Consider the following 24,453-nt stretch of genomic DNA (forward strand, 5'->3'; position numbering starts at 1 on the left):
ATTCTGTCACTCAGACAGGGCATTTCGTCTATCCCTCACCGCCCAAACGAATACGAATCGGTGGATCGAGGCTTAGAGGTGTATGGCGGGCTCAGGGAGTGAACACGAGACGGCCGACGGTCGTGCCCTCGCCGAGGCGACCGACGCCGTCGGCGACATCAGCGAGCGCAAGTCGTTCGCCCACAAGCGGTTTGACAAGTCCCTTGTCGGCCAGCCTGGTCAGTTCGGCATGACACTCGTCGATCACGGCCGGGTTCTTCGTCTGATAGAGCCCCCAGTGCAGCCCGACAATCGAGTAGTTCTTGATCAACGCATGGTTGAGAGCGGGTTGCGGGATGGTGCCACCCGCGAAGCCGATCACCACGATGCGCCCCTCGAAAGCGATGCACTTGGTCGATCCGGCGTAGGCGTCGCCGCCCACCGGGTCGAAGACGATGTCGGCTCCGTGGCCACCGGTGAATTCCTTGACCGCGGACACGAAGTCCTCGGAGCGTCGATCGACGACCAGATCTGCACCGAGTTCCTTGGCGTACAACGCCTTTTCGGGTCCACCGACGACACCGATCACCTGCGCACCCGCAGCCTTGCCCAGTTGCACCGCCGCGCTGCCGACGCCTCCTGCGGCGGCGTGCACGAGGAGGTAGTCACCCTCGGCGATCTGCGTCCGACGGTGCAGCGCGAACCATGCGGTCTGGTAGCCGATGCTCAACGCGGCGGCCTCGGCGTCGTCGAGGGCATCGGGAGCGTGAAAGACGTTGGCCTGATTCATCAACGCATACTCGGCGAACGCCCCGCCGGGAAGAATCGGGTTTCCGACGACCCGCTCGCCGACGACGGCACGATCGACTCCCTCACCGACGGCGACAACCTCACCGCACAGTTCGACGCCGGGCGTGAACGGCAGCGGCGGCTTGATCTGGTACTTGCCCTGACAGAGCAGGACGTCGGGGAAGTTGGCAGGCGTGGCAAGCACTTTCACCAGGACCTCGCCGGGACCGGCGGTGGGTGTGTCGACCTCTTCGAGGGTCAGGACGTCGCGGGGATCACCGAGTTCGTTGACGCGCCAGGCTTTCATGGATGTATCTCCTTCTATGGACTACGAATGTGGTTGTGGGGTAATCGGTGCTGAAGGCTGTGCCTGCGGCAAGCAGCAGTCAGCTTGCGAGACCGATCAATTCGGCAAGGCGTCGGCGATGCCAGTAGCCGGTTCCGAACGCGAGTTGATCGGCCTTGGCCCTTTTCAGGTAGAGATGCGCCGGATATTCCCAGGTCATCCCGATACCGCCGTGGAGCTGCACACATTCTTCGGCAGCGCGTACGGCGACGTCTCCGCAGTACGACGCCGCCATGTGCGCCGCGATGGTCGCGTCGAGGTCGCCGTGAGCCGCGGTGTCGGCGGCATAGCGGGCGGCCGCCCGTGCCGAACTGACTTCGAGCCAGAGGTCTGCCAGACGGTGTTTGATCGCCTGGTACGAGCCGATCACCCTGCCGAATTGTCGACGCTCCTTCACGTACGCCAGCGTCGTGTCGAGGCACCACTGCGCCACGCCGTACTGTTCGGAGGCCAGCAGTGCCACCGCGGTGGTGACGGCCGCGCTCAGCGCGGTTGCGGCGTCGGCGGTGTCAACCCGATTGGCGCGGACCCCGGCCAGCTCGACATCGGCGAGCGGACGCGTCATATCCAGCGACACAACGGGTTCGACGACGACTCCGTCAGCGTCCGCAGCCACCACATGCAGCTCCAACCCGTCCGAACCGTTGACCGGGATGACGAGCAGGTCCGCCTGCACCGCACCGGCGACCGTCTCGACCCTGCCGTTCAGGACCCCGTCGACGACGTCGACCGACGCAGCAATGGCACCGGGCGTCGTCGAGAACGGAATCAGCAGCGCTCCCGTCTGCTCGCCGGCGGCGAGAGCACTGACCGTGTCGACGTCGCCAGCGTGTAGGAGCGCCTCGGTCGCGAGCACCGCGCTCGTCAGGAACGGGGTGGGTGCCACGGCGCGACCGATCTCCTCGAAGACCACAGCGGCCTCCCGCTCGGTCGCCCCCGCACCACCGAGGTGTTCGGGCACAAGCAATCCCGCGACACCGATCTCGTTGGCGAGCGACTTCCAGAGCGCGGCGGTGTCGACCGTCGGCTCGTCGTAGCTCGCCGACAGCGCAGCGGGATCGAGGCGGTCGTCGAAGAGCCTGCGCACCGCGGCACGCAGCGCCTCCTCGGTATCGCCATAGGCAAGGTCCGGCTGCCCGGACTGCGGTGCAGTCATCGGCGCGGCGCCGGGTGCAGTAGCAATTGCGGTTGTGGTCACCGTGGTAGGTCCTTCCATGCGATTCCCTTGTCGACGCGGTGTTCCGGCGGCAGGCCGAGCACGCGTTCGGCCACGACGTTGCGCAGGATCTCCGACGTTCCGCCCTCGATCGAGTTGCCCTTTGCCCGCAGGTACCGGTATCCGGGTCCGCGTCCGGTGAAGTCGACGGTCTCCGGGCGGCGCAGCGTCCAGTCGTCGTAGCGCAGTCCTTCGTCGCCTGCCAACTCGAGTTCGAGTCCCGAGATCGCTTGTGCCTGACGGGCAAAAGCCAGCTTCATCGCGGAGCCCTCGGGGCCCGGTTGGCCCGCCGCGAGCTGTTGGCGAAGGCGTTCACCGGCGAGGCGGGTGACCTCTGCGTCGATCCACAGTTGCATCACCCGATCCAACGCCGCGGGCTCACGGTCGTCCGGATTCTGGCGCCACCACTGCGCGAGCTTGCCGATCATCCCGCCCTCGCGGGGAGCACCGGAGCCGATGGCAACCCGCTCGTTGTTGAGAGTCGTTGTGGCAACCCGCCAACCGTTGCCGACGTCGCTGATGCGGTCGGCATCGGACACACGGACGTCGGTGAGGAAAACCTCGTTGAACTCCGCCTCGCCGGTGATCTGCCGCAGCGGCCGGATCTCGATACCCGGCGCACTCATGTCGACGATGAAGTACGTCAGCCCGGAGTGTTTGACGGCGCCGGGGTCGGTGCGCGCCACCAGGATTGCGCGTTGGGCGTTGTGCGCGCCCGACGTCCACACCTTCTGACCGTTGACCACCCACGAGTCGCCGTCACGAACCGCACGCGTTGCCACGCCTGCGAGGTCCGACCCCGCTCCCGGTTCACTGAACAACTGGCAGTAGATGTGTTCGCCGGTATAGAGCGGCCGTAGGAAACGGGCGCGCTGTTCCTCGGTACCGAGTGCGGCGATCGTCGGTGCCGCCATTCCCAGTCCGATCCCATTGCGACCGCGCGCGGGCCCGGGAGCACCGGCCGCGTCGAGCGCGGCGTCGACGCCCGCCTGATAGGTCTGCGCGATTCCGAGTCCACCGTGCCCGACCGGGAAGTGCACCCAGGCCAGTCCGGCATCGAAACGTGCACCGAGGAAATCGCTTTCGGACGTCTCGGTCGGCGGGTGGGTGGCGAGCAGCCGGGTCACGCGCGCGTCGAGGTCGGCGGTGATGTCGTCAGATACCGACGCTGGAGCATCCGTGAGCACTGGGCATCGATCCTTTCGGGTAGCGGTGGGATTCAGCGGGGAGGCGCGTACCGTCAGTCCTTCGGTCCCCCGGCCACGTAGACGACCTGGCCGGAGACGAATCCTGCGCCCTCGGACACGAAGAACGAAGCAGTGTGGGCGATGTCCTCCGGCTTTCCGGTTCGTGCAACGGGAATCGCTGCGGCACTGGCCTTCTTGAGCTCGTCGAAGTCGACGCCCATCCGCGCGGCGGTCGCCGCGGTCATGTCCGTCTCGATGAATCCCGGCGCGATGGCGTTGGCCGTGACACCGAACTTGCCCAACTCGATCGCGAGTGTCTTGGTGAAGCCCTGCATGCCCGCCTTGGCCGCGGAGTAGTTGGCCTGACCACGATTACCGAGCGCCGAGGTGCTCGACAGATTCACGATCCGACCCCAGCCGGCGTCGACCATGTGCTTCTGCGCGGCCTTGCTGACGTTGAAGGCGCCGCGCAGATGCACCGCCATGACGGTGTCCCAGTCGTCGACGCTCATCTTGAACAGGAGGTTGTCGCGCAGCACGCCCGCATTGTTGACGACGACCGTCGGAGCACCGAGCTCAGCGACAACCTTCTCGACAGCGGCGTTGACCGATGCCTCGTCGGAGACGTCGGCACCCACGGCGATCGCCTTGCCTCCGCCCGCGGTGATGGCGGCCACGGTGTCGGCGCATGCTGCGGCGACGAGATCGAGCACCGCGACGGCAAGTCCGTCGTCGGCAAGCCTTTTCGCGATTGCGGCGCCGATTCCGCGCGCTGCTCCGGTGACGATCGCTACCTTCTGGGTCATGGTGTTTCCTCCGTTGTTCGGTACTGGGTTCTTCGACGGTGCTGGAATTGAATGTGGTTGTGAGTGTTGATGTTCGGTCGTGCCGCGGGCGGACTAGCGGTACTGCGAGGCGTCGCCGAGTCGTTGGCCGCCGTCGATCACCATCACCTCGCCGGTCATCCACGACGACGCGTCGGAGGCGAGAAAGACGATGGCCGACGCGATGTCCTCGGGCTCGCCGATGCGGCCGAGCGGCGTGGCAGCGGCAACCTGCGGCTCGTGCTCTCGCCACAGCGCCTCGGCGAGCTTGGTGCGGACGACGCCGGGTGCGACGCCGTTCACCCGGATGCGCGGAGACAACTCGAGGGACAGTTGCTCGGTGAGGTAGATCAACGCCGATTTCGTGGTGTTGTACACGCCGATGTTCGCCTCATGGACCATCCCGCCGATCGACGCGGTGTTGATGACCGATCCCCCGTGCTCACCCATCCACGCCTGTACGGCGAGCTTCGTCCACAGCAGGGGCGCCCAGAGGTTCACGTCGACGGTCTTGGCGAATCGTGCGTGGTCCTGGGCGATGAGCGGGCCGGCGGCAGGGTTGGTCCCGGCGTTGTTCACCAGGATGTCGATGCTGCCGAACCGCTCCAGCGTGAGTTCGACGCAGCGTTGCGCGGCGTCCTCGTCGACAGCGTGGGCCGCGACGCCGAGTGCGCGAGGTCCGATCTGAGCCGCCGCGGCGTCGGCCGACTCCTGCTTGCGCGAGGTGACGACCACGTTGGCGCCCGCGTCGGCCAGCGCAGCCGCGGCGGCGAGGCCGATACCGCGCGAGGCACCCGACACCAGTGCCGTCCGTCCGGTGAGGTCGTGAGATGTCATGGCGCAGAGATCCTTTCGATGGTGATCAGGTCGACGCACCCGCGGGGCGTCGTCGACGGCGTCGTTGAGAATCCGCTCGCGAGGCAGAGCGCCCCCTCACAAACCGACCCATAACGTGATCGCAGTCTCGAAAACCATCTATAGTTGAAGGTGATTTCAGATTCAACATCGCCCCGCGGCGATCTGATCACAGGAGGAACCTTGACCACAGCAACACAGCCCGTCCGCCCGACCACGGCCGCCGATCTCGCCGAGCTGGTCGGAACCGAACTCGGGCCGACGCCGTGGTACGCCGTCGAGCAGGACCGGGTGAATGCCTTCGCCGACGCCACCGACGACCACCAGTGGATCCACCTCGACACCGAGCGCGCTGCCGCCAGCGATCTCGGCGGGACGATCGCGCACGGCCTGCTCACCCTGTCCCTCGGGCCTCACCTGTCGAGCCAGCTGATCAGATTCGACGGTTTCGCACACAGCCTCAACTACGGCTACAACAAGGTCCGCTTCCCCGCTCCCGTGCCGGTCGGGTCGCGCGTGCGTATGCGCGTCACCGTCGTGTCCGCCGACGAGGTCTCCGGCGGCATCCAGGTGGTGACGTCGCAGGTCATGGAGCGCGAGGGCTCCGACAAGCCGGTGATGGTCGCCGAGTCGATCGCCCGGGTCGTCGCCGCGTCCTGACGTGCACAACGACGTGTCCACCCACTTTGATCTGAAAGGCAACTCCCATGGTCAATCTCATCGATCCCGTCGTGCGTCACGCGACGACACGGCCCGATGCGACCGCTCTTCTCGGTGACTCGACGTCACTGACCTACGGCGAGTTCTACGACGCGGCGTTGGCCTATGCCGGGGCGCTGCGTGATGCGGGCATCCGACGCGGAGAGCGTGTGCTGCTCGCGGCACCGTCGGTCCCCGAGTTCGCGATTGCCTACATGGGCATTCAGGCACTCGGCGCCACCGTGATCACCGTCAACACGATGTCCACGGCCGCCGAGGTCGGCTACTTCCTGAGCAACTCCGAGGCGTCACTGGCCATCGGGCACGTCACGCTCGGCCCAGCAGTCGCCGACGCGGCAGTCCAGGCCGGTGTTCCCTCCTGGCAACTCGACGCCTCGGCGCTGCGTCCCGGCAACGTGACCGCGACACCGCTCGAGGCCGCCGTCGACCGTGCACCCGACGAGACCGCCGCCCTGCTCTACACCTCTGGCACCACCGGGAAGCCCAAAGGCGCCGAACTGACCGTCAAGAACCTGCTGTCGGCCGGAGAGGTGGCAGGCGAGGTCAGCCGGGGTACCGCAGACGACAGGCTGGGCACCGGACTGCCGCTGTTCCACGTCTTCGGTCAGGCGTCGGTGATGATGGCGGCCTTCACCACGGGCGCATCGATGTCGCTGCTGAGTCGTTTCACACCGCGCGGAATGATCGACATGCTCGCCCGCGATCGGCTGACGGTGCTGTGCGGCGTCCCGACCATGTGGAACGCGATGCTGCACGAGGCAACGGAAGCGGACGCCGAAGGGTTTGCACATCTGCGCGTTGCCGTCTCCGGCGGAGCGTCGCTTCCCGGGGAGATCGCACGCGCCTTCGAGGAGCGCTTCGGGTGCACCCTGCTCGAGGGTTACGGGCTGACCGAGACCACCGCGATGGCGACGTTCAACGACATCGACCGCGGCGGAAAGATAGGCAGCATCGGCGCCGTGGTTCCGCGGATGCGCGTCGAGGTACGTGACGCCGACGGGGCCGTGTGCGCACCGGGCGTCGTCGGTGAGGTGTTCATCGCGGGCGACATGGTGTTCAAGGGTTACTGGCGCAATGAGGAGGCGACCGCCGCGGCACTGTCGCACGACGGGTGGTTCCGCACAGGCGATCTCGGCGAGATGGATGTCGACGGCGATCTGCGGATCGTCGACCGCGTCAAGGATCTGATCATCCGTGGTGGCTACAACGTCTATCCCGGCGAGGTGGAAGAGATCCTCTATCAGCATCCCGATGTGGTCGAAGCCGCAGTCGTCGGCGTACCCGACAGCCACTACGGCGAAGAAGTCGCGGCGGTCGTCGTACTGACGGCGGGAGCAACGACCACTCACGACGACATCGAGTCGTGGTGCCGAGAGCGTCTGTCCGCCTACAAGATTCCCCGCATGGTCTTGTTCGTCGACGAGCTCCCCAAGGGATCGACCGGAAAGATCCTCAAACGCAACATCGATCGCACGGCCCTGAGGAGGACCACCGCATGAGCTCCGTCAACCGTCAGGTCAGACTCGCGGCCCGACCCACCGGTGAGATCGACGAGAACACTTTCACCGTCACCGAGGAACCGATCCCACAACCGGCGGCGGGCGAGTTCCTTGTCGCCGTCGACTATGTCTCGGTCGATCCCGCCATGCGCGGTTGGCTCGACGACGTTCCGTCGTACATCCCTCCGGTGGGCATCGGAGAGGTGATGCGCGCACACGCCGTCGGCACCGTCGTCGCATCGGAGAATGACACGTACCCGGTGGGCACCGTGGTGTCCGGGCCTTTCGGTGCGCAGGAGTACGCCGTCTCCGACGGTCGGGACATCACGGTGGTCGACACCGATCTCGCGCCCGCACCGACCTGGCTCGGCGCGCTCGGATTTCCCGGTATGACAGCGTATTTCGGCCTGATCGACGTCGCCAAGATGAAGCCGGGTGACACGGTACTGATCTCGGGCGCGGCGGGCGCTGTCGGCAGCGTCGCCGGGCAGATCGCGAAGGTGATGGGCTGCAAGGTGATCGGGGTGGCCGGTGGCGAGCGCAAGTGCTCATGGCTGACCGACGAACTCGGATTCGACGCTGCCATCGACTACAAGCAGGGTTCCATCGGCAGGCCGCTGCGTGCGGCCGCCCCTGAGGGCATCGACGTGTACTTCGACAATGTCGGCGGCGATATTCTCAATTCGGCTCTGGCACAGTTGCGTACGCACGCGCGCGTGGCGATCTGCGGAGCCATCTCGGGGTACAACGCCACGACGCCACCGCCCGGACCGTCGCGCTACCTGTCGCTGTTGATCAACCGTGCATCGATGGCGGGATTCATCATCTTCGACTACCGGCGTCGCTACCCGGAGGCCCAGGCCGCATTGCAGGCCTGGATTCGGTCGGGTCAGATCACCGCGGCCGAGCAGGTCGAGAAGGGCGACATCACCGCGTTCGGCGACACGCTCGCCATGCTGTTCTCGGGCGCCAACACGGGCAAGCTCGTGTTGCAGATCCGCTAGTACCCGCTGGAACGAAACCCAGCGCGGGGGAGGAAATTTCCTCCCCCGCTCTGGGCTTTCTGGTGCTGTTGTAGTTGTGTCGCTATTACTGGTGTCGCACTTACTGGTGTCGCTCTTACTGGTGTCGCTGACGACCGAGCTGACGAATCCAGGCGCGTGAGTCGGCGGGGTCGATCACGTCGTCGAGTTCGAAGGTCGTGGCCGAGTGCAGCGCCTTGCCGTGTTCGTACGCCTTCGCCACCAACTCGGCGAACAACGCGTCCCGCTCGGCGGGATCGTCGACCGCCTCGAGTTCCTTTCGGAAACCCAGCCGCACCGAGCCCTCCAGTCCCATCGGACCGATCTCGCCGGTCGGCCACGCGACGGTGAACTGCGGTGCGTGGAATGAACCGCCCGCCATCGCCATCGCCCCGAGCCCGTAGCCCTTGCGCAGGATGATCGTTCCCAACGGCACCGTCAGCCGCGCACCCGCGACGAACAACCGCGAGAACCGCCGCACGGTCGCATGCTCCTCGGACTCCGGCCCCACCATGAATCCCGGTGTATCGCACAGGGTCACCACCGGGAGCCTGTGCGCTTCGCACATTTCCAGGAAGTCGGCAGCCTTGTCCGCGGCCTCCGCGTCGATCGCGCCTCCGAGGTGCGCAGTCGAGTTCGCGAGCACTCCATATGCCACGCCTTCGACTCGGATCAGCGCGGTGACGACTCCCATGCCGTAATCGGCCCGCACCTCGAGCGTCGAGAAGGGATCCGCAATGGAGTCGATCGCCTCGCGAACGTCGTAGGCGCGCAGTCGATTCTCGGGGACCACATGCCTGGAGAGCCTGGTGTCCGGCGCCTCCCAGTCGACGACGTCGCCCTGGAAGTACGCCAGGTATCGCCGTGCCAGATCGACGGCGTCTGCCTCGTCACGCGCCGCGATATGCACGACGCCGTTGCGACGCTGGAGATCGACCGGACCGATGTCCTCGGGACGGAAGACGCCGAGACCGCCGCCTTCGACCATTGCCGGACCACCCATGCCGATGTTGGCTTCGGGTGTGGCGATGAGAACGTCGCACGCTCCGGCGAGCGCGGCGTTGCCCGCGAAACACCGCCCCGAGACAACTGCGACCGTCGGCACTCGGCCGCGCAGCGAGGCCATCTCGCGAAACGTGTTGAGCTCCAGGCCCGCCGCGCCGTTGGCATCGGTGTCGCCCGGCCGGCCTCCACCGCCCTCGGCGAAGAGCACGAGTGGAACATTCTTTCGCTTGGCCAATTCGATCAGGCGATCGGTCTTGGCGTGGTTACGCAACCCCTGCGTGCCCGCCAGCACCGTGTAGTCGTACGAAATCACCACAGCTTCAGCAGCTTTGGCACCGAACCGGTCGGCACCGATCGTCGCGACGCCGCCAACCAGCCCGTCTGCGGGGGTGTTCGCAACGAGGTCTTCTTCGGTGCGGCGCGTGCGCTGGGCGGCGAGTGCCAGCGCCCCGTACTCGATGAAGCTGCCCTCGTCGACAAGGTCGGTGATGTTCTCCCGAGCGGTGCGTCGACAAATTCGGTGACGCTTGGCAACCGCGCCCGGGCGCGCGGCGTCGAGCGTCACCTCGTGTCGCGCGTTGATCTCGGCGAGATCGGGCCGGATGTGGTCCGGGTCGATCTCGGCACGAGTCTCCACATCCGCATCACCGCCAGCAGCTCCGACGACAGCCAGCGGCTGACCCGTTGCTACGGCCTGACCCGGATCGACCAGCGCCCGGATCAGTGTTGCCGCTGCGGGCATGGTCACGGTGTGCTGCATCTTCATCGCTTCCAGCACGACGAGTGCCGTCCCGGGCGCCGCTGCGACGCCCGCCTCGGCCACCTCGACGACGACACCCGACATCGGTGCCACCAGCACGTCCTCACCGTCGGCGAGCTCGACACTGGCATCCGGCGACGCGGCGTCGTCGGCTGTCGGTTCAACCGCGCCTGCAGCGTCGAAGTCGGTTGCGCGCGCGACGAGTTCGTCGATGTGCTCGCCCAGATAGCCCGTCGTGACCGAGCCTGCGCCGAATGCCTTGTCGCTGAGTATCGCGCGCAGCAGACCGACGTTGGTCGCGACGCCGTCGATGACGAATTCGGCCAACGCGTCGGCCGTTTTGCGCGTCGCGATGGTGAAGTCGCCCCGCGCGGTGTGGCCGATCACCTTGGCGAGCAACGAGTCGTAGCGCGGGCTCGTCGTGAGACCCGGCCGCCCGAACGTGTCCACCCGCACCCCGGGACCGGTTGGCGCGGAGAACGATCGCAAGGTGCCCGATTGCGGCACCGTTGTGCCGTCTGCGGTTGTCGTCTCCATGTTCACGCGAGCCTGGATCGCGACACCAGCGGCATCAACGGGCGTTCCGGTCACGGATTCACCGTCGGAGGTGATGCCCGCGGGTAGCCCAAGCTCTCCGAAGCGCCGGTCTGCGGCGATGGCCAACCCGATCTCGACGAGGTCGCAGCCGGTCACCTCCTCGGTGATGGTGTGCTCCACCTGAATTCGCGGATTGACCTCGAGGAAGACGAATCGGTCTCCCGCGACGAGAAACTCGACAGTCGCCAGACCGCGATATCCGTTGGCGGCACACAGCCGAGCCGCGCATGCGTGCAACCCGGCACGCATGTCGTCGGAGAGGTGTTGTGCCGGTGCGATCTCGATGAGCTTCTGATGCCTGCGCTGCACACTGCAGTCGCGATCACCGAGCGCGAGTGCTGTTGTTCCTGACGCCCCAGTTCCCGAAGCTCCTGTCCCCGAGGCGGACTCCGCCGAGATGATCTGCACCTCGATGTGCCGCGCCGAACCGCAGAGTTCCTCGGCGAACAGGTCCGCGTTGCCGAATCCTGCCTGTGCCTCTGCGGCACATGCCTTCATCGCGTCGGCGATCTGGTCGGGAGAGGTGACCTCGCGCATGCCTCGACCGCCACCGCCTGCAACCGCTTTGATCATCACGCCCGACGGGTGTGCTGCAAGCAGTTGGGCAACCTGCGTCTCGTCGACACCGCTCTCGGTGGCGTCGAGTACGGGTACATCTGCGGCGATCGCTGCTCGTCTGGCCGACGCCTTGTCGCCGAACGTCTCGAGAGCCTCCGCCGACGGACCGACGAACCGTAGCCCTGCGGCAGCGCAGGCACGCGCCAAACGTGGCTCCTCGCTGAGGAATCCGTATCCAGGATGAATAAACGTTGCCCCGGTGCGCTGTGCGGCGTCGATGATCGCGTCGACGTCGAGGTACGCCTGCGCTCCGACGCCCTCGAGCGCGACGGCCTCGTCGGCGGCACTGACGTGTGGTGACTGCGCATCGTCGGCGGCATACACCGCGACGACGCGATGCCCGGTTTCCCGCGCGGTGCGGATGATGCGGAGTGCGATCTCCCCGCGGTTCGCCACGAGGACGGTTGCTGAACTCATGCTTTGCCAACCTTCGCGAAGAGATCGCCCTTGCGGACCTTGCCCGTCGCGGTCATCGGAAGTTGTTCGATGATCTCGACCTCGGGCACCTTGTAGCCTGCCATGTTCTGTCGAGCCCATGCGACGACCTCGTCGGCCGTGAGCTTCTCTCCGTCGCGTAGTTGCACGAATGCGAAGGCGATCTGACCTCGTCGTCGATCAGGTTTGGGTACCACCGCAGCCTTGTCGACGGCCGGATGAAGCATCAGCAGCGACTCGACCTCGGAGGGGAAGACGCTCATGCCGTTGGTCTTGATCATCTCTTTGTTGCGCGCCAGGTAGTGCAGCGCTCCGCGGTCACTGAACTTGCCGAAATCGCCTGTCTGCAGCCAACCGTCACGCAACGCGTCGGCAGTCGCCTCGGGATTGCGGTGGTAGCCCAGCATCACCGACGGACTACGCACGATGATCTGACCCTCGCTTCCGAGCGGAACCGGATTGCCATCGGCGTCGACGATCAGGATGTCGGTTCCGGGAACGGGCACGCCGCAGAACACCGGGTCGCCCAACAGGTCGTAGTCGTCGGCGGAATAGCCGAGCGTGATGGTGTCCGCGGTGTGCGTTTCGGTCATCCCGTAGCTGCCTTCGCGCAACGTGTTCCCGGTGGCCTCGCGCCAGCGAGCCCGGACCGTCGGGTCGAGTTTGGACACAAACGACACCGCGAGCGGGTTGGTCAACGATGTGAGGTCGTGCGTCGAAAAGTCTTCGCGCTCCATCAATTCGATGTAGTTGTCGACGGTGCCGATCATCGAATCCACGCGATAGTTCTCGATGCTGTCGAGTACGACACGCGCGTCCCATCTCGTCAGCAAGACGACGGTGTCGCCGTTCACCAGCGGGACCAGGATGCCGGTGTCCTCCCCGGCGATCCAGAACACCGGCATGAAGACCAGCGACGCGCCATGCACGGCCCCGACCCGACGACCATGGGCCGCAGTCGCCGTCACGGCGGTGTAGAGCATGTGCGCCTGAGTGTGCTGACAGCCCTTGGGCATTCCGGTCGTCCCGCCCGTATAGTTCAGCGCGGCAAGACGATCGGGGTCGATCTCCGGGAAGTCGGTGGGCGCAGGCGTTGCGACGATCCGAGCCCAGTCCGTCTCCTGCCCGGTGCGCTCGAACGGCGCGTCGGGACTGTCCGCGAGCAGCATGTCGGAGGGATCCGTCGTCGCGACGACGCGCACCTGAGTGCGATCGCGAACCGCCTCGACGAGGCCGGCGAGCGCGGGTTGGGTCAGCACCACACTCACCTCGGCGTCGGCGAGTTCATGAGCGAGTTCGTGCTCGCGCAGCATCGGATTCACGGGCACATGGACGGCACCCAGTTTGAGGATCGCGAGCATCGTGATGTGGAACTGCGGACAGTTGCCCAGGTACAGGCCAACGCTGTCGCCGACGCCGATCCCCTGGGCGCGAAGCCAGCCGGCGACGCTGTCGGATAGTGCGTCGTATTCGGCATAGGTGATCTCGCGTCCATAGAAGGCGATCGCGACCGCAGCGGGAGTCTCGCGTGCCCAGTGCCGCAGGTAACCGACGATGCCCTGCGCGTCGACCGAGGATTCCACGGTCCGCGGGACGTCGACGGGCCAGTGCGCCTGTTGGACGCGGCCGACCTCGGCCAACGCGCTCTCGAGCGGGTCGTCGACTGCTGGTGTCGGCGAGGTGGTCGTCGTTGAGGTGTTCACAGTGCATCTCCTCGGATTTCGATCATGCGTCCACGCGGTGGACATCTGCGGTGCCGACATCACGGTCCGACCTCGACACAGTTGGCTGCCTACAAAGAACTCATGCGGTTGCGGGCAGCCCGAACGTCTCGCTCAGTTGCCTCGCGGTGTCAGCGCCGTCGGTATGGAGGACCCCCGCGATCCCGAGCTTCGCCGCACCGTCGAGGTTCTGTTGGAGGTCGTCGATCATCACCGATTCGTGCGGGGCCACTCCGAGCCTTTCGCACGCTATCTCGAAGATCCGCCGCGACGGCTTGCGTATCCCGACCTCTGACGAGATGACAACGACATCCGCGAGCTCACTCAACTCGAAGCCCGCATAGGTATCTCGTCCGAATGCGTTGGACACCAGGGCAACCGGAACCGATGCAGCGCGCAGCCTGCTCAGCATCGCGACCGTCTCGTCGTCACGCTCGAGTCGATGCTGCATTCTCGCGGAGAGCCCTTCGGAGGACACAGTCACGCCATGTGCCCCGAGCCGGGCGGCGAAACCCACATCGAAGGTCTCGGCGTCGATCCGACCTGCTTCATGATCGGCGAGCAACGTGCGCGATTGCTCGTCGTGTCCGAGCAGATGCAGTGGCAGGTCGCGGTCACCGATCTCGGTGCCGAAGCCGCGGAATGCGTCGAGCACGCTGGTGGTCACCACTCCCCCGAAGTCGACGAGTACGGCTGATCGCGTAGTTGAACTGGATCGCACAGTTGAACTTGAGGTCATATTCAATTTGTAACACACGACACGTCCCCAACAACAGAGCTGCCCACCTCACAAAGGTGGGCAGCTCTGTCGTCGTGAGTCAGTTCGTGGCGGCGAGACCGGGCACCGCGTTCGGATCCTCTCGAACCGACGCGGGATTCGTCTCCCGCAAACGCCATGCCGACGCACAGGTGATCAGCCCCATCACCGCGACGAAAGCGGCGACCAACGTCGTGGTTCCGGTAGCCGAGATCAGCCAGGTCATGATGAACGGCGTCGATCCGCTGATCAGGATGGCGGCGAGCTGGTAGGCCAGCGAGGCGCCGGAGTACCGGACGTGCGGTTCGAACAGTTCACCCATGTACGCGGCGACAGGCCCGTAGGTCATCGACTGGAACACAGCGGCCACCGAGACCGCGATCATGAACATCGGCAACGACGCCGTGTTGACGAGCATGAAGTACGGGAACGCCCACAGCAGAATCCCGAGGCCACCGATGATGATGAGCGGTCGGCGTCCGATCCTGTCCGACAACGAACCCGCCCAGATCGTGACCGGGAGCGAGACGAGGCAACTGAGCATGGACCCGATCAGCAATTGGTCGCGATCCATGCCGAGTTCGGCTGTCGCATAGCTCAATACGCCCGCAATCGAGATGTAGAAGATGGAGTTGGTAGCCGCGAGCAGCCCGCAACCCAGCAAGATCGTCCGCCAGTGCTTCTTGACAGCCTCGACCAGCGGCGCCTGCACGATTTCCTGCCTACCCTCAGCGACTTCCTGTTCCAGCTCCTTGAACTCGTCACTGTCCTCGACACGCGTCTGGATGAAGTAGACCACCGGGAACAGCACGACGCTGAGCAGGAACGGAATACGCCAACCCCATTCGAGGAACGCCGAATTCGACACCGCAGAACTCGATCCCAGGAAGATCAGATTGCCCAGCAGGACACCGCATGCCACACCCATTTGACCGAAGGTGCCCGCGAAACCGCGCCGCTTGGGGCTTGCAGATTCCGTCAGCAACAGCACGATTCCGCCCCATTGCCCGCCACATGCCAGCCCCTGCAGGAATCGCAACGAGACCAACAGGATCGGCGCCGCGACTCCGATCGTTCCAGCGGTCGGCAGGCACCCGATCAGGAATGTCGCCAAGCCCATCACGAACAAGCACACCACCACGACGGGCTTTCGCCCGAACTTGTCGCCGTAGTGGCCCGCCACGATCCCGCCGATCGGGCGCGCGACGAAGCCTGCCCAGAAGGTGCTGAACGACAGCAGTGTCCCCATCAGCGGCGACGAGTCCGGGAAGAAGATATGCGGGAACACCAGTGCCGCAGCAGTCCCGTAGAGGAAGAAGTCGTACCACTCGATCGAACTGCCGACGAGCCCTGCGGCAAGCAACTTCCGATGCGCTCGCCTCCTTCCCTGCGCGACCTCGTCGCCCTGGGCAACCACTTCTGATGTCATCGATTACTCCTCATTCGGCTTCAGCAGGTTGAACTGAATATGAGTTCATATTCAGAGACAAACGTCGTGATGTCAATCACTTGAGACAAAACGGAGTGATGTGGCTCATCTCAAGATCACTGAGAGAGCTGGCTTGCAGATCCGATTCGGGGTGCACATCCGAGATAACTCGTGCAACACTATTCAGAGCACAGTCGTTCACTGAATGGCTGTGACAGCCACACGAATCACCGCTTCCGAACGGAGCACACCATGAGTATCCGTCTTCCCGAGATGATCGGATCGGTCGTCGAAGCAGGGCTCTCGCCGCATCCGGTCGACCGGTACCTCGAACTGCTCGACCCCATGATCACCTGGCGCGATCTGCGCGCAAAGGTCGTCGACGTGACACGTCCGACCTCGCGAACCGTCCGCATCACCTTGGCACCGACCAGGCAGTGGCGCGGCCACCGCGCGGGGCAGTTCATCCAGCTCAAGGTGGTTATCGACGGCGTCAGACACGTCCGCTGCTTCTCCCCTGCCAACGCACAGGGACACTCCGACGTCATCGAGTTGACCATCACCGCCCACGACGACGGGTTCGTCTCGACCTACCTTCGCGACAATGCGAGAGTCGGCGACGTCTACGGCCTCGAACAAGCCGACGGCGACTTCGTGCTACCCCGGAGCCCGGCGGGCCCGGTCGTGTTCATCAGCGGCGGCAGCGGCGTCACGCCGACCCTGTCGATGTTGAGAACACTTGTAGCCTCAGCGCACAGCGGACCCATCACGTTCATTCACTACGCACGGACGCCCGACGACGTCGCATACGCCACCGAGCTCAATGCGCTCGCGGCCGCGCACTCGAACGTCGACGTGCGCCTGCGGTACACCCGCGGAGCCCACGGAGACCTCGAGGCAGGACACTTCACGACGGGGCATCTCGACGACATCGCTCTCGACGACGCTGACGTCTTCGTCTGCGGGCCGTCGACGCTGATGGATGCTGTTATCGACCATCTCGCCGACGCCCACCCCACCGCACGAGTGCACAGTGAATCCTTCCGCCCGGCTCCGGCGGCGATCATCGATCCCGACGAACCGATCTCCGGCGACGTCGCATTCACGACGTCCGGCAAGGTCGCAGCCAACGACGGCCGCACCATTCTCGATCAGGCGGAATCTGCAGGACTGTCTCCCAAGTCGGGCTGCCGAATGGGAATCTGCTTCTCCTGCACCGCAGTAAAGAAATCCGGCTGCACCCGCAACGTGCTGACCGGCGACATCGACAGCGAAGCCGACAAGCAGATCCAGCTCTGCATCAACGCACCTGTCGGCGACGTGGAAATCGAGGTTTAACAATGACTGTCACCACCATCACCCCGTCCGAACACACCAACGTCCCGCCCGCCCTGCGCGGGTCGTCGGACCCCAACACCCTTCACCTGAGCTACGAGCAGGTCGAAGCGCTCGGTCGCGACCTCGACGAGGTGCGCGCGCGGGTCGTCGCCGACCTCGGCACGAAGGACCGCGAATACCTGTACTCGATCATCCGCGCGCAGCGTGGTTTCGAGATCGCCGGCCGCGGCCTGCTGTTCTTCGGCTGGTTCCCGCCCGCGTGGATCGCAGGCGTCGGCGCGCTGAGCGTGTCCAAGATCCTCGACAACATGGAGATCGGGCACAACGTCATGCACGGCCAGTACGACTGGATGCGCGAAGACACCTACAACTCGCGCGAGTTCGAGTGGGACACCGTGTGCCCCGCCGAGCAGTGGCGCCACAGCCACAACTACGTGCACCACACGTTCACCAACATCATCGGCGAGGACCGTGACATCGGCTACGGCATCCTCCGAATGGCGCGCGACCAGAAGTGGAACCCCTACTACCTGGGCAATCTCGGGTACGCGACGGCGCTGATGTTGCTGTTCGAGTGGGGCGTGATGCTCCACGACCTCGAGGCCGAGAACATCGTGGCGGGCAAGCGCAAGTGGACCGACGTCAAGGGCCTGGTCAAGGGCATGTGGCGCAAGGCGAGCCGGCAGGTTCTCAAGGACTACATCGTGTTCCCGGCGCTGTCGGGTCCGTTCTTCCTGCCGACGCTGCTGGGCAATGCCAGTGCCAACCTGGTGCGCAACCTGTGGGCGTACTCGATCATCTTCTGCGGCCACTTCCCCACCGGCGCACAGACATTCACCGCCGAAGAATGCAAGGACGAGACGCGCGGCCAGTGGTACCTGCGACAGATGCTCGGCTCGGCGAACATCACCGGGAGCAGCCTGTTCCACATCATGAGCGGCAACCTCTCGCACCAGATCGAGCACCACCTCTTCCCCGACATTCCCGCGAGCCGCTACCCCACGATCTCCGAGGATGTCCAGGCGATCTGCGAGAAGTACGGCCTGCCGTACAACACCGGCCCGCTGCATCAGCAGTTGACGTCGACGTGGTCGAAGATCGCGAAGCTCTCGCTGCCCAACTTCATGACCTCCGATGACAACGATCTCACCGTCATCGTCGAGCGAGAGAAGTCGGCCGGAGTAGCCTGACGCCCATGATCGATCGCTACGAACGAAACAAGGACTTCGTCCAGGAGATCGTCGAATCCACCGCAACGCACGTCGGACGGATCGCGACGATCATCACGACGGCGGTCGCCGACGTCGCGCGCGAAGTAGGCGACATCGTCACCGACGGTTTCGAGATGCGTGATGCGGCTCGAAAGGCCAAGGCCGACGACCATCGCGAGGTGGTCGACGCGGAGTTGGTCGACGCGATCGACGATGCCGACGCCACCGAGACGGCGATCCGAGCCATCGAGACCGACCGCAAGGACGCATCCGAAGAGCATCACCGCGCCTAGTTCGTCGCACTGTCACAGCGGGGCCTGATCCGATCAGGCCCCGCTGTTGTGTCTGCGGATCAATCCGCGCAGGTCAGCGGGGTTCCGATCACCGTGACGGCAACGTTGGCAGCCGAGATCGGGTGCACCGTAAAGTTGTGGTGTTTCGCTAGCCGCATCTGCCTGGGAGTCCCGTGTCCGCACCAGCCATCCTCACCTTCCCCAACCCGGTCAACGAGTACGCCGCGCGGTCGACGGCAGGGCTGGTCGTCATCCTGGCGATCGTCGCCATCGTGGTGAATCACCCCATCGTCTACGCGTTGCTTGCCCTCGGATTCCTGCTGCGCGTGATGGCAGGCCCCAAGCTGTCGCCGTTCGGGCAACTCTCCGTGCGGGTCATCGCCCCCAAGATCTGGCGTAAGAGCAAGCTCGTCCCCGGACCACCCAAGCGCTTCGCACAAGCCATCGGACTCGCCTTCTCCACCACGGCGCTGGTCCTGAGCCTGCTCGGCTACGGACTGGCCGCGCAGATCGTTGTCGGGCTGCTGATCGTCGCGGCGTTGTTGGAATCGGTGTTCGGATTCTGCCTCGGCTGCGTGATCTTCGGGTTCCTGCAGCAGCGCGGCGTGATCCCAGAGGACGTGTGCGAGGCCTGCAACAACATCTGGCTACGCAACCCGGAGCAGGCACCCGCCGACACTCACTGAGTTACCCCGGCGCCGATGTAACACTGGCACGGTGGAACAGCCCGGATACGACGCGCTGGCGCAGCTATACGCCGACTCCTTTCCGACGCCGTATCAGTGCGCCGTCGAACGTCATGCCGTCGAGGCATTTGCCGACGAGGTCCGCGAGCATGATCCATCCGTGACCGTCTTCGACGTCGGCTGCGGAATCGGCCACGTCACAGCCGATCTCGTCCAGTGGGGCGTACGAACGGTCGGTCTCGAACCCAGCAACGGGATGCGCACCATCGCGATGCGTACACACCCTGAGTGTCACTTCATCGACGACGACGCGCTGCTCGCGCGAGCTGCGGCCGACATCGAGTGCGGCGCAATTCTGGCTCGGTTCAGTCTCATTCACGTGCCGCCGGATGAACTGCCCGACGTGCTTGCGGCCTGGGCCTCCCGATTGACCAGCGGAGCACCGGTGTTGATCGGCACTCAGGCGTCGTTGAGTGCCGACACCACCGCGTTCGATCACCGCGTCGCGCCTGCCTGGCGCTGGCATCCGGATGCGCTCGCGCGCATGCTGTTCGACGCAGGCTTCGACGAAGCGTGGCGGTTGATCGCGCAGGCCGACGACACACATCGGTTCCCCGAACTCCACCTGATGGCGCGGCGTCGGTGAAGGTTGCGTTCTGACACGGCTTTTCGCGTCCCAACCAGCGAAGACCTAGTCCAGCAAGCCCAGGGCGATGCCGTCGAGGATGTCGTGCTCGCTGACGACTAGCTCGGAGAAGCCTGCGCGCTCGGACAGGACCCGAGCGAGTTCCAGCGTCACCAGCGCGCCACCGCCGATCACATCGACGCGGCCGGGATGCATCGGTCCCAGCGCTGCGCGAGCGTCGCGAGTCATCGCGACGAGGTCGTGGCAGACGCGGTCGAGGTCGTCGATTCCGATGCGCGACAGGTGAATTGCGTCGGAGTCGTAGACGTCCATCCCCGCGTTCACGGCCGCGATGGTGGTGAGTGTTCCGGCGACACCGACCCAGGTGTGTGCCCGCTCGACCGGCACGGCGTCGAATGCGACGGCGAGTCTGTCGTGGATGAACTGCGTGGCGCCACGAACCTCGTCGGCGGTGGGCGGGTCGGAATGCAGAGCGCGCTCGGTGGTGCGCACGCATCCGACGTCAGCGGAGTACGCGGCCGACACTCCCTCAGCATCGCCGAGCACGACCTCGGTGGAGCCGCCACCGAGATCGGTGACAACAAACGGCCCTTCGTCAGGATCGAGTTCGCCGACGGCACCACGAAACGACAGCCGTGCCTCCTCATCGCCGGTGATCACCTCGGCCTGCGCCCCCTCGACGACGCATCCGAGCAGCTCCGCAGTCATCGCGAAGAAGACGTCGCGGTTGCGCGCGTCGCGGGTGGCCGAAGTGGCAACCATACGGACGCGTTCGACGCCGAGCGCGCGCATCACGTCGACGTAGTCGGCGAGCGCGACCCTGGTTCGCTCGATCGCCTCGTCGGCGAACTGCCCCGTGGCGTCGACACCCTGCCCGAGGCGCACGACCCGCATCTCGCGGTGCAGATCCCGCAGGCCGCCGGCGGGAGGCGCGGCCTCTTCCGCGACGAGAAGTCGGATGGAGTTGGTGCCGCAGTCGACGGCGGCGACCACGGTCACCGGTCGGGCTCCGCGTCGCCTGTGGTTGCGGGGACGTCGGGGGTTGCAGGGACGTCGGGCCAGTCGGAGGGAATCGCCGTGCCGCGCATGCCATTTGCGGCGGCGAGCGCCACGGCCTCGTCGCCGAGGGGATTGACGCCCGGCCCCTTCGCGAGCGAGTGCGCGATCAGGACATGGAGGCACTTGACCCGATCCGGCATGCCGCCCCCGGAGAAGTCGGTGCCGAGCGATTCGATGGCGTCACGTTCGGCGAGGAATGACTCGTGCGCACGTCGGTACGCGGCGGCGAGATCGTCGTCGACGGCCAGGCGTGCGGTCATCTCCTTCATCACACCTGCCGATTCGAGTCGACTCGCCTCGGCGGTCAAGCGGGGATCGGTGAGGTAGTAGAGCGTCGGAAACGGGGTGCCGTCGGGTAGACGCGGGGTGGTCTTGACGACGGCGGGTACACCGTCCGGAGTGCGATAACTGACCTCGATCACGCCGCGCGGTTCACGGCCGAGTTGTGTGGCGATGGTGGCGAGGTCGTCGTCGCTCACCTGCTGGCCAGCAGATTGGTTGCCGTCGGATGTACTCACGCTTCTTTGCTACCAGTTCGGTGCGGCGAACTCAGTGCGACCCCGGCGCGTCGGCTCCGGGCGGGGTCGATACGGACTGCCACAGGTTGCCGTACCAGGAGTTGGCCTCATGTGCCGCTTCGCGCTGACGCTCAGCGCTTCGAGCGGCCTCATCGGGATAGAGCATGACGAACGGCGTCTCGCCGGGCTTGACCAACTTGAGTCGTTCTCGTGCCTTGGCCTCGATGTAGGCGGGATCGTTCTGCTCGTTGACCTTCTGCTGGTAGTCGGCGACCTGGTCGCGCAACTGTGCATTCGACTCTTCGAGCTGCGAGAACTCGGTGTGCTGCGAGAAGTACGTACGCAGCGGCATAGCCAAGGTGAGCGCGACGACGCCGATGACCAACGACAGCACCACTGCGCGTTTTGCGTCGACGTGGTGCAGTCGCTGCGCCATTCGTTCGGTGAATCCCGCCCGTCGTCGACGTTGCGCTCGCAGCCGCTCACGTTCGCGACGCACGTCGGAGATCTCGTCACCGGAATCGCTCTCGCTGTCGGGGACGTCGTCGGTACGTGCGTCGGAAACCTCGGCGTCGAAGTCGATGATCGAGTCGTCGTAGATCTCCTGTTCGCCGGTCTCGATGACCGAGACCGGCGAACGGCGAGAAGTCGACCGCTCGCGCCGGGGCGCCTTACGGGCACGCTCCCGGGAGCGGGGATCGCTCGTCGACGCACGCGTGCGTCGACGCCCTGAGCCCTGTGCCATGGGCTCTAGCTAATCACGAACCGTACGTATATCGGGGGAAGGCGAGGTCTCCCGCGTAGCGTGCCGCGTCGCCGAGGCCCTCTTCGATACGGAGCAATTGGTTGTACTTGGCGACACGCTCGCTGCGCGCGGGTGCGCCGGACTTGATCTGACCGCAGCCGCATGCGACGGCGAGGTCGGCGATCGTGGTGTCCTCGGTCTCGCCCGAACGGTGGCTCATCATGGTCTTGTAGCCGTTGTTGTGGGCGAGCGTGACGGCGTCGAGGGTCTCAGTGAGCGTTCCGATCTGATTGACCTTGACCAGCAACGCATTTGCCGCACCCTTGGAGATGCCCTCTTCGAGACGCTCAGGGTTGGTGACGAACAGGTCGTCGCCGACGAGCTGCACCTTGTCGCCGAGCGCGTCGGTCAGCTTGACCCAGCCGTCCCAGTCGTCCTCGGACAGGCCGTCCTCGATCGACACGATCGGGAACTCGTCGACGAGCTTCTCGTAGTAGCTGATCATCTCGTCGCTGGAGAGCTTCTTACCCTCGAGGTTGTAGGCACCGTCGCTGTAGAATTCGGTCGCCGCGGCGTCGAGTGCGATCGCGATGTCGCGACCGAAGTTGTAGCCGGCGGCCTCGACGGCTTCACCGATGACCGCGATGGCCGACGCGGTGTCGGGGAGGTCGGGAGCGAAGCCGCCCTCATCGCCGAGTGCCGTGTTCAGGCCGCGCTTGTGCAGCACCGACTTGAGCGAGTGGTAGACCTCAGCGCCCCAGCGCAGCGCCTCCTTGAAGGTCGGCGCGCCGATCGGAGCGATCATGAACTCCTGGAAGTCGATGCCGTTGTCGGCGTGCTCGCCGCCGTTGATGATGTTCATCATCGGGACCGGGAGGATGTGGGCGTTGGGGCCCCCGATGTAGCGGAACAGCGGCAGTCCCGCCGACTCTGCCGCACCCTTGGCCACCGCAAGCGACACGCCGAGAATGGCGTTGGCGCCGAGCCTGCTCTTGTCGGGAGTGCCGTCGGCGTCGATCAGGGCCTGGTCGACGAGGCGCTGCTCTTCGGCCTCGATACCGATGACCGCGGGTGCGAGTTCGCTCAACACGCCCTCGACAGCCTTGGTGACGCCCTTTCCGCCGTAACGCTTGCCGCCGTCACGAAGTTCGACGGCTTCGTGCTCACCCGTCGACGCGCCGGATGGCACAGCGGCACGAGTGAACGTGCCGTCGTCGAGGACGACCTCGACCTCGACAGTCGGGTTGCCTCGCGAGTCCAGGATTTCGCGTGCACCAACCTGTTCGATGATTGCCACGGTGTTGCCCCTATCGGTGAACATGTCGGCGCCTCGCGCAGCCGACGGGTACGGGATCAAAGCCTAGTCGGTGAAGTCAACAGTCACGCATCGAGCGCGCAAGGCGGGAGCGTCGAGGCTCATACGGCGTTCAGTAGCGGACGTTGATCGAATACGCGTTGGCGTGGTCGCGCACGTCGATGACGTAGGCCATCGAATTGTTGTAGACCTTGACCGCTTTCTCCCAGCCCTGCGGTGTTGTCATGTCGCCGCCCGCGGACACGCACAGGTAGCGGGCAGCAGACAGCGCGGCGTCGTCGATGTTGTCCGGATCGGCCCTGCCGTCACCATTGGCGTCGACGCCGTAGCGTCGCCACGTCTCCGGGATGAACTGGAACGGACCCATCGCACGGTCGTGAGTGGCGTCGCCGTCGAGTTTCCCTCCGTCGGTGTCGGGGATCTCCATGTTTCCCCGCGTTCCGTCGAGTGGCACACCCCTGATCGGCGGGCTGACGTCGCCGTTCGGCGCGATCTTCGAGCCGCGGTACTGACCGTGCTTGCTTTCGACACCGCCGATACCGGCGAGGGTCGTCCACCCGATTCCGCACTCGGGATGTTGCTGTCGTTGGATCTCGGCGGCGTTGCCGTAGGACTCCAACGCGACGAACGGGATACCCGTGGCGTCGGAGATCGGCCGGGCCCAGTCACGTAGCTGCTCAGCAGTGCGTCCAGGCGCGTTGATGTCGACAAACGGTACCGGCGTTCCAAGACCCGGCGGGATGCCGTCGGGAATGTCGGGACGATTCAGGGAGGGGAGGTCGAGGCATGCCGACGTCAGAATTGCGACGCAGGTGAGAGCGGATATCGAGGCGAGTGCCCGTCGAACGGTGGTCATCGATTCACCATGGTGCCATTGGTCCCT

Annotated in this window: 22 protein-coding genes; 8 read left to right on the forward strand and 14 right to left on the reverse strand. The window is 65.3% G+C overall.

Annotated elements, in window-relative coordinates; genetic code table 11:
• Window positions 1–91: 91 nt before the first annotated feature.
• The 5 genes from A5788_RS00670 to A5788_RS00690 all read right to left on the reverse strand — a co-directional run bounded on the left by A5788_RS00670 (window position 92) and on the right by A5788_RS00690 (window position 5,178).
• The gene (locus tag A5788_RS00670) at window positions 92–1,075 is read right to left on the reverse strand and encodes an NADPH:quinone oxidoreductase family protein (protein WP_064870195.1); all 984 of its coding nucleotides are present in this window, start codon (window positions 1,073–1,075) and stop codon (window positions 92–94) included.
• A gap of 79 nt (window positions 1,076–1,154) precedes the next feature.
• Window positions 1,155–2,270, reverse strand: coding sequence for an acyl-CoA dehydrogenase family protein (locus A5788_RS00675; protein ID WP_064870209.1), 1,116 nt, complete (start codon window positions 2,268–2,270; stop codon window positions 1,155–1,157).
• A gap of 38 nt (window positions 2,271–2,308) precedes the next feature.
• Entirely contained in the window at window positions 2,309–3,517 is a 1,209-nt protein-coding gene (locus A5788_RS00680) for an acyl-CoA dehydrogenase family protein (RefSeq protein WP_064870197.1), read from the reverse strand.
• Window positions 3,518–3,570: 53 nt separating this feature from the next.
• The gene (locus A5788_RS00685) at window positions 3,571–4,323 is read right to left on the reverse strand and encodes an SDR family oxidoreductase (RefSeq protein ID WP_064870199.1); all 753 of its coding nucleotides are present in this window, start codon (window positions 4,321–4,323) and stop codon (window positions 3,571–3,573) included.
• Window positions 4,324–4,416: 93 nt separating this feature from the next.
• Entirely contained in the window at window positions 4,417–5,178 is a 762-nt protein-coding gene (locus A5788_RS00690) for an SDR family oxidoreductase (protein ID WP_049699729.1), read from the reverse strand.
• A 201-nt stretch (window positions 5,179–5,379) separates the two neighbouring features.
• Between A5788_RS00690 and A5788_RS00695 the strand changes: the two genes are divergently transcribed.
• The 3 genes from A5788_RS00695 to A5788_RS00705 are packed head-to-tail and all read left to right on the forward strand — an operon-like array spanning window position 5,380 to window position 8,419.
• Complete coding sequence (locus A5788_RS00695) at window positions 5,380–5,856, forward strand: MaoC family dehydratase (RefSeq protein ID WP_049699833.1); 477 nt, start codon at window positions 5,380–5,382, stop codon at window positions 5,854–5,856.
• A gap of 47 nt (window positions 5,857–5,903) precedes the next feature.
• The gene (locus tag A5788_RS00700) at window positions 5,904–7,415 is read left to right on the forward strand and encodes an AMP-binding protein (RefSeq protein WP_064870201.1); all 1,512 of its coding nucleotides are present in this window, start codon (window positions 5,904–5,906) and stop codon (window positions 7,413–7,415) included.
• Window positions 7,412–8,419 (forward strand): NADP-dependent oxidoreductase, encoded by a 1,008-nt coding sequence (locus A5788_RS00705; RefSeq protein ID WP_064870202.1) that lies wholly within the window; start codon window positions 7,412–7,414, stop codon window positions 8,417–8,419. Before A5788_RS00700 ends, A5788_RS00705 begins: the two co-directional genes overlap by 4 nt.
• Before the next feature lie 115 nt (window positions 8,420–8,534).
• On the opposite strand, the gene A5788_RS00710 is transcribed toward A5788_RS00705, so the two are convergent.
• The 4 genes from A5788_RS00710 to A5788_RS00725 all read right to left on the reverse strand — a co-directional run bounded on the left by A5788_RS00710 (window position 8,535) and on the right by A5788_RS00725 (window position 15,759).
• The gene (locus tag A5788_RS00710; RefSeq protein WP_064870204.1) at window positions 8,535–11,834 is read right to left on the reverse strand and encodes an acetyl-CoA carboxylase family protein; all 3,300 of its coding nucleotides are present in this window, start codon (window positions 11,832–11,834) and stop codon (window positions 8,535–8,537) included.
• Window positions 11,831–13,555, reverse strand: coding sequence for an AMP-binding protein (locus A5788_RS00715; protein ID WP_064870206.1), 1,725 nt, complete (start codon window positions 13,553–13,555; stop codon window positions 11,831–11,833). The genes A5788_RS00710 and A5788_RS00715 overlap by 4 nt, the downstream gene beginning before the upstream one ends.
• A gap of 100 nt (window positions 13,556–13,655) precedes the next feature.
• On the reverse strand, window positions 13,656–14,312 hold the full coding sequence (locus tag A5788_RS00720) for an HAD family hydrolase (protein WP_064870208.1): 657 nt from the start codon (window positions 14,310–14,312) through the stop codon (window positions 13,656–13,658).
• A 79-nt stretch (window positions 14,313–14,391) separates the two neighbouring features.
• A complete protein-coding gene (locus A5788_RS00725; protein WP_049699735.1) occupies window positions 14,392–15,759 on the reverse strand; it encodes an MFS transporter in 1,368 nt (455 codons plus the stop codon).
• A gap of 252 nt (window positions 15,760–16,011) precedes the next feature.
• Between A5788_RS00725 and A5788_RS00730 the strand changes: the two genes are divergently transcribed.
• From A5788_RS00730 to A5788_RS00750, 5 genes are all read left to right on the forward strand, one after another.
• On the forward strand, window positions 16,012–17,097 hold the full coding sequence (locus A5788_RS00730) for a ferredoxin reductase (RefSeq protein ID WP_064870134.1): 1,086 nt from the start codon (window positions 16,012–16,014) through the stop codon (window positions 17,095–17,097).
• Window positions 17,098–17,099: 2 nt separating this feature from the next.
• On the forward strand, window positions 17,100–18,287 hold the full coding sequence (locus tag A5788_RS00735; protein ID WP_049699737.1) for a fatty acid desaturase family protein: 1,188 nt from the start codon (window positions 17,100–17,102) through the stop codon (window positions 18,285–18,287).
• 5 nt (window positions 18,288–18,292) lie between these two features.
• Entirely contained in the window at window positions 18,293–18,601 is a 309-nt protein-coding gene (locus tag A5788_RS00740; protein ID WP_049699738.1) for a hypothetical protein, read from the forward strand.
• A gap of 173 nt (window positions 18,602–18,774) precedes the next feature.
• On the forward strand, window positions 18,775–19,287 hold the full coding sequence (locus A5788_RS00745) for a DUF4395 domain-containing protein (RefSeq protein WP_064870136.1): 513 nt from the start codon (window positions 18,775–18,777) through the stop codon (window positions 19,285–19,287).
• Window positions 19,288–19,318: 31 nt separating this feature from the next.
• Window positions 19,319–19,933 (forward strand): class I SAM-dependent methyltransferase, encoded by a 615-nt coding sequence (locus A5788_RS00750; protein ID WP_064870138.1) that lies wholly within the window; start codon window positions 19,319–19,321, stop codon window positions 19,931–19,933.
• A gap of 45 nt (window positions 19,934–19,978) precedes the next feature.
• On the opposite strand, the gene A5788_RS00755 is transcribed toward A5788_RS00750, so the two are convergent.
• The 5 genes from A5788_RS00755 to A5788_RS00775 all read right to left on the reverse strand — a co-directional run bounded on the left by A5788_RS00755 (window position 19,979) and on the right by A5788_RS00775 (window position 24,426).
• On the reverse strand, window positions 19,979–20,932 hold the full coding sequence (locus tag A5788_RS00755) for a Ppx/GppA phosphatase family protein (RefSeq protein ID WP_064870139.1): 954 nt from the start codon (window positions 20,930–20,932) through the stop codon (window positions 19,979–19,981).
• The gene (locus A5788_RS00760; RefSeq protein WP_064870141.1) at window positions 20,929–21,510 is read right to left on the reverse strand and encodes a DUF501 domain-containing protein; all 582 of its coding nucleotides are present in this window, start codon (window positions 21,508–21,510) and stop codon (window positions 20,929–20,931) included. Before A5788_RS00760 ends, A5788_RS00755 begins: the two co-directional genes overlap by 4 nt.
• 31 nt (window positions 21,511–21,541) lie before the next feature.
• Window positions 21,542–22,255, reverse strand: coding sequence for an FtsB family cell division protein (locus A5788_RS00765; protein ID WP_064870143.1), 714 nt, complete (start codon window positions 22,253–22,255; stop codon window positions 21,542–21,544).
• Between the two features lie 13 nt (window positions 22,256–22,268).
• On the reverse strand, window positions 22,269–23,552 hold the full coding sequence (eno, locus tag A5788_RS00770; RefSeq protein WP_049699834.1) for a phosphopyruvate hydratase: 1,284 nt from the start codon (window positions 23,550–23,552) through the stop codon (window positions 22,269–22,271).
• A gap of 130 nt (window positions 23,553–23,682) precedes the next feature.
• Window positions 23,683–24,426, reverse strand: coding sequence for a lytic transglycosylase domain-containing protein (locus tag A5788_RS00775; RefSeq protein WP_049699744.1), 744 nt, complete (start codon window positions 24,424–24,426; stop codon window positions 23,683–23,685).
• Window positions 24,427–24,453: the final 27 nt, after the last annotated feature.

This window comes from Gordonia sp. 852002-50816_SCH5313054-c, assembly GCF_001665925.1.
Taxonomy (GTDB): Bacteria; Actinomycetota; Actinomycetes; order Mycobacteriales; family Mycobacteriaceae; genus Gordonia; species Gordonia jacobaea.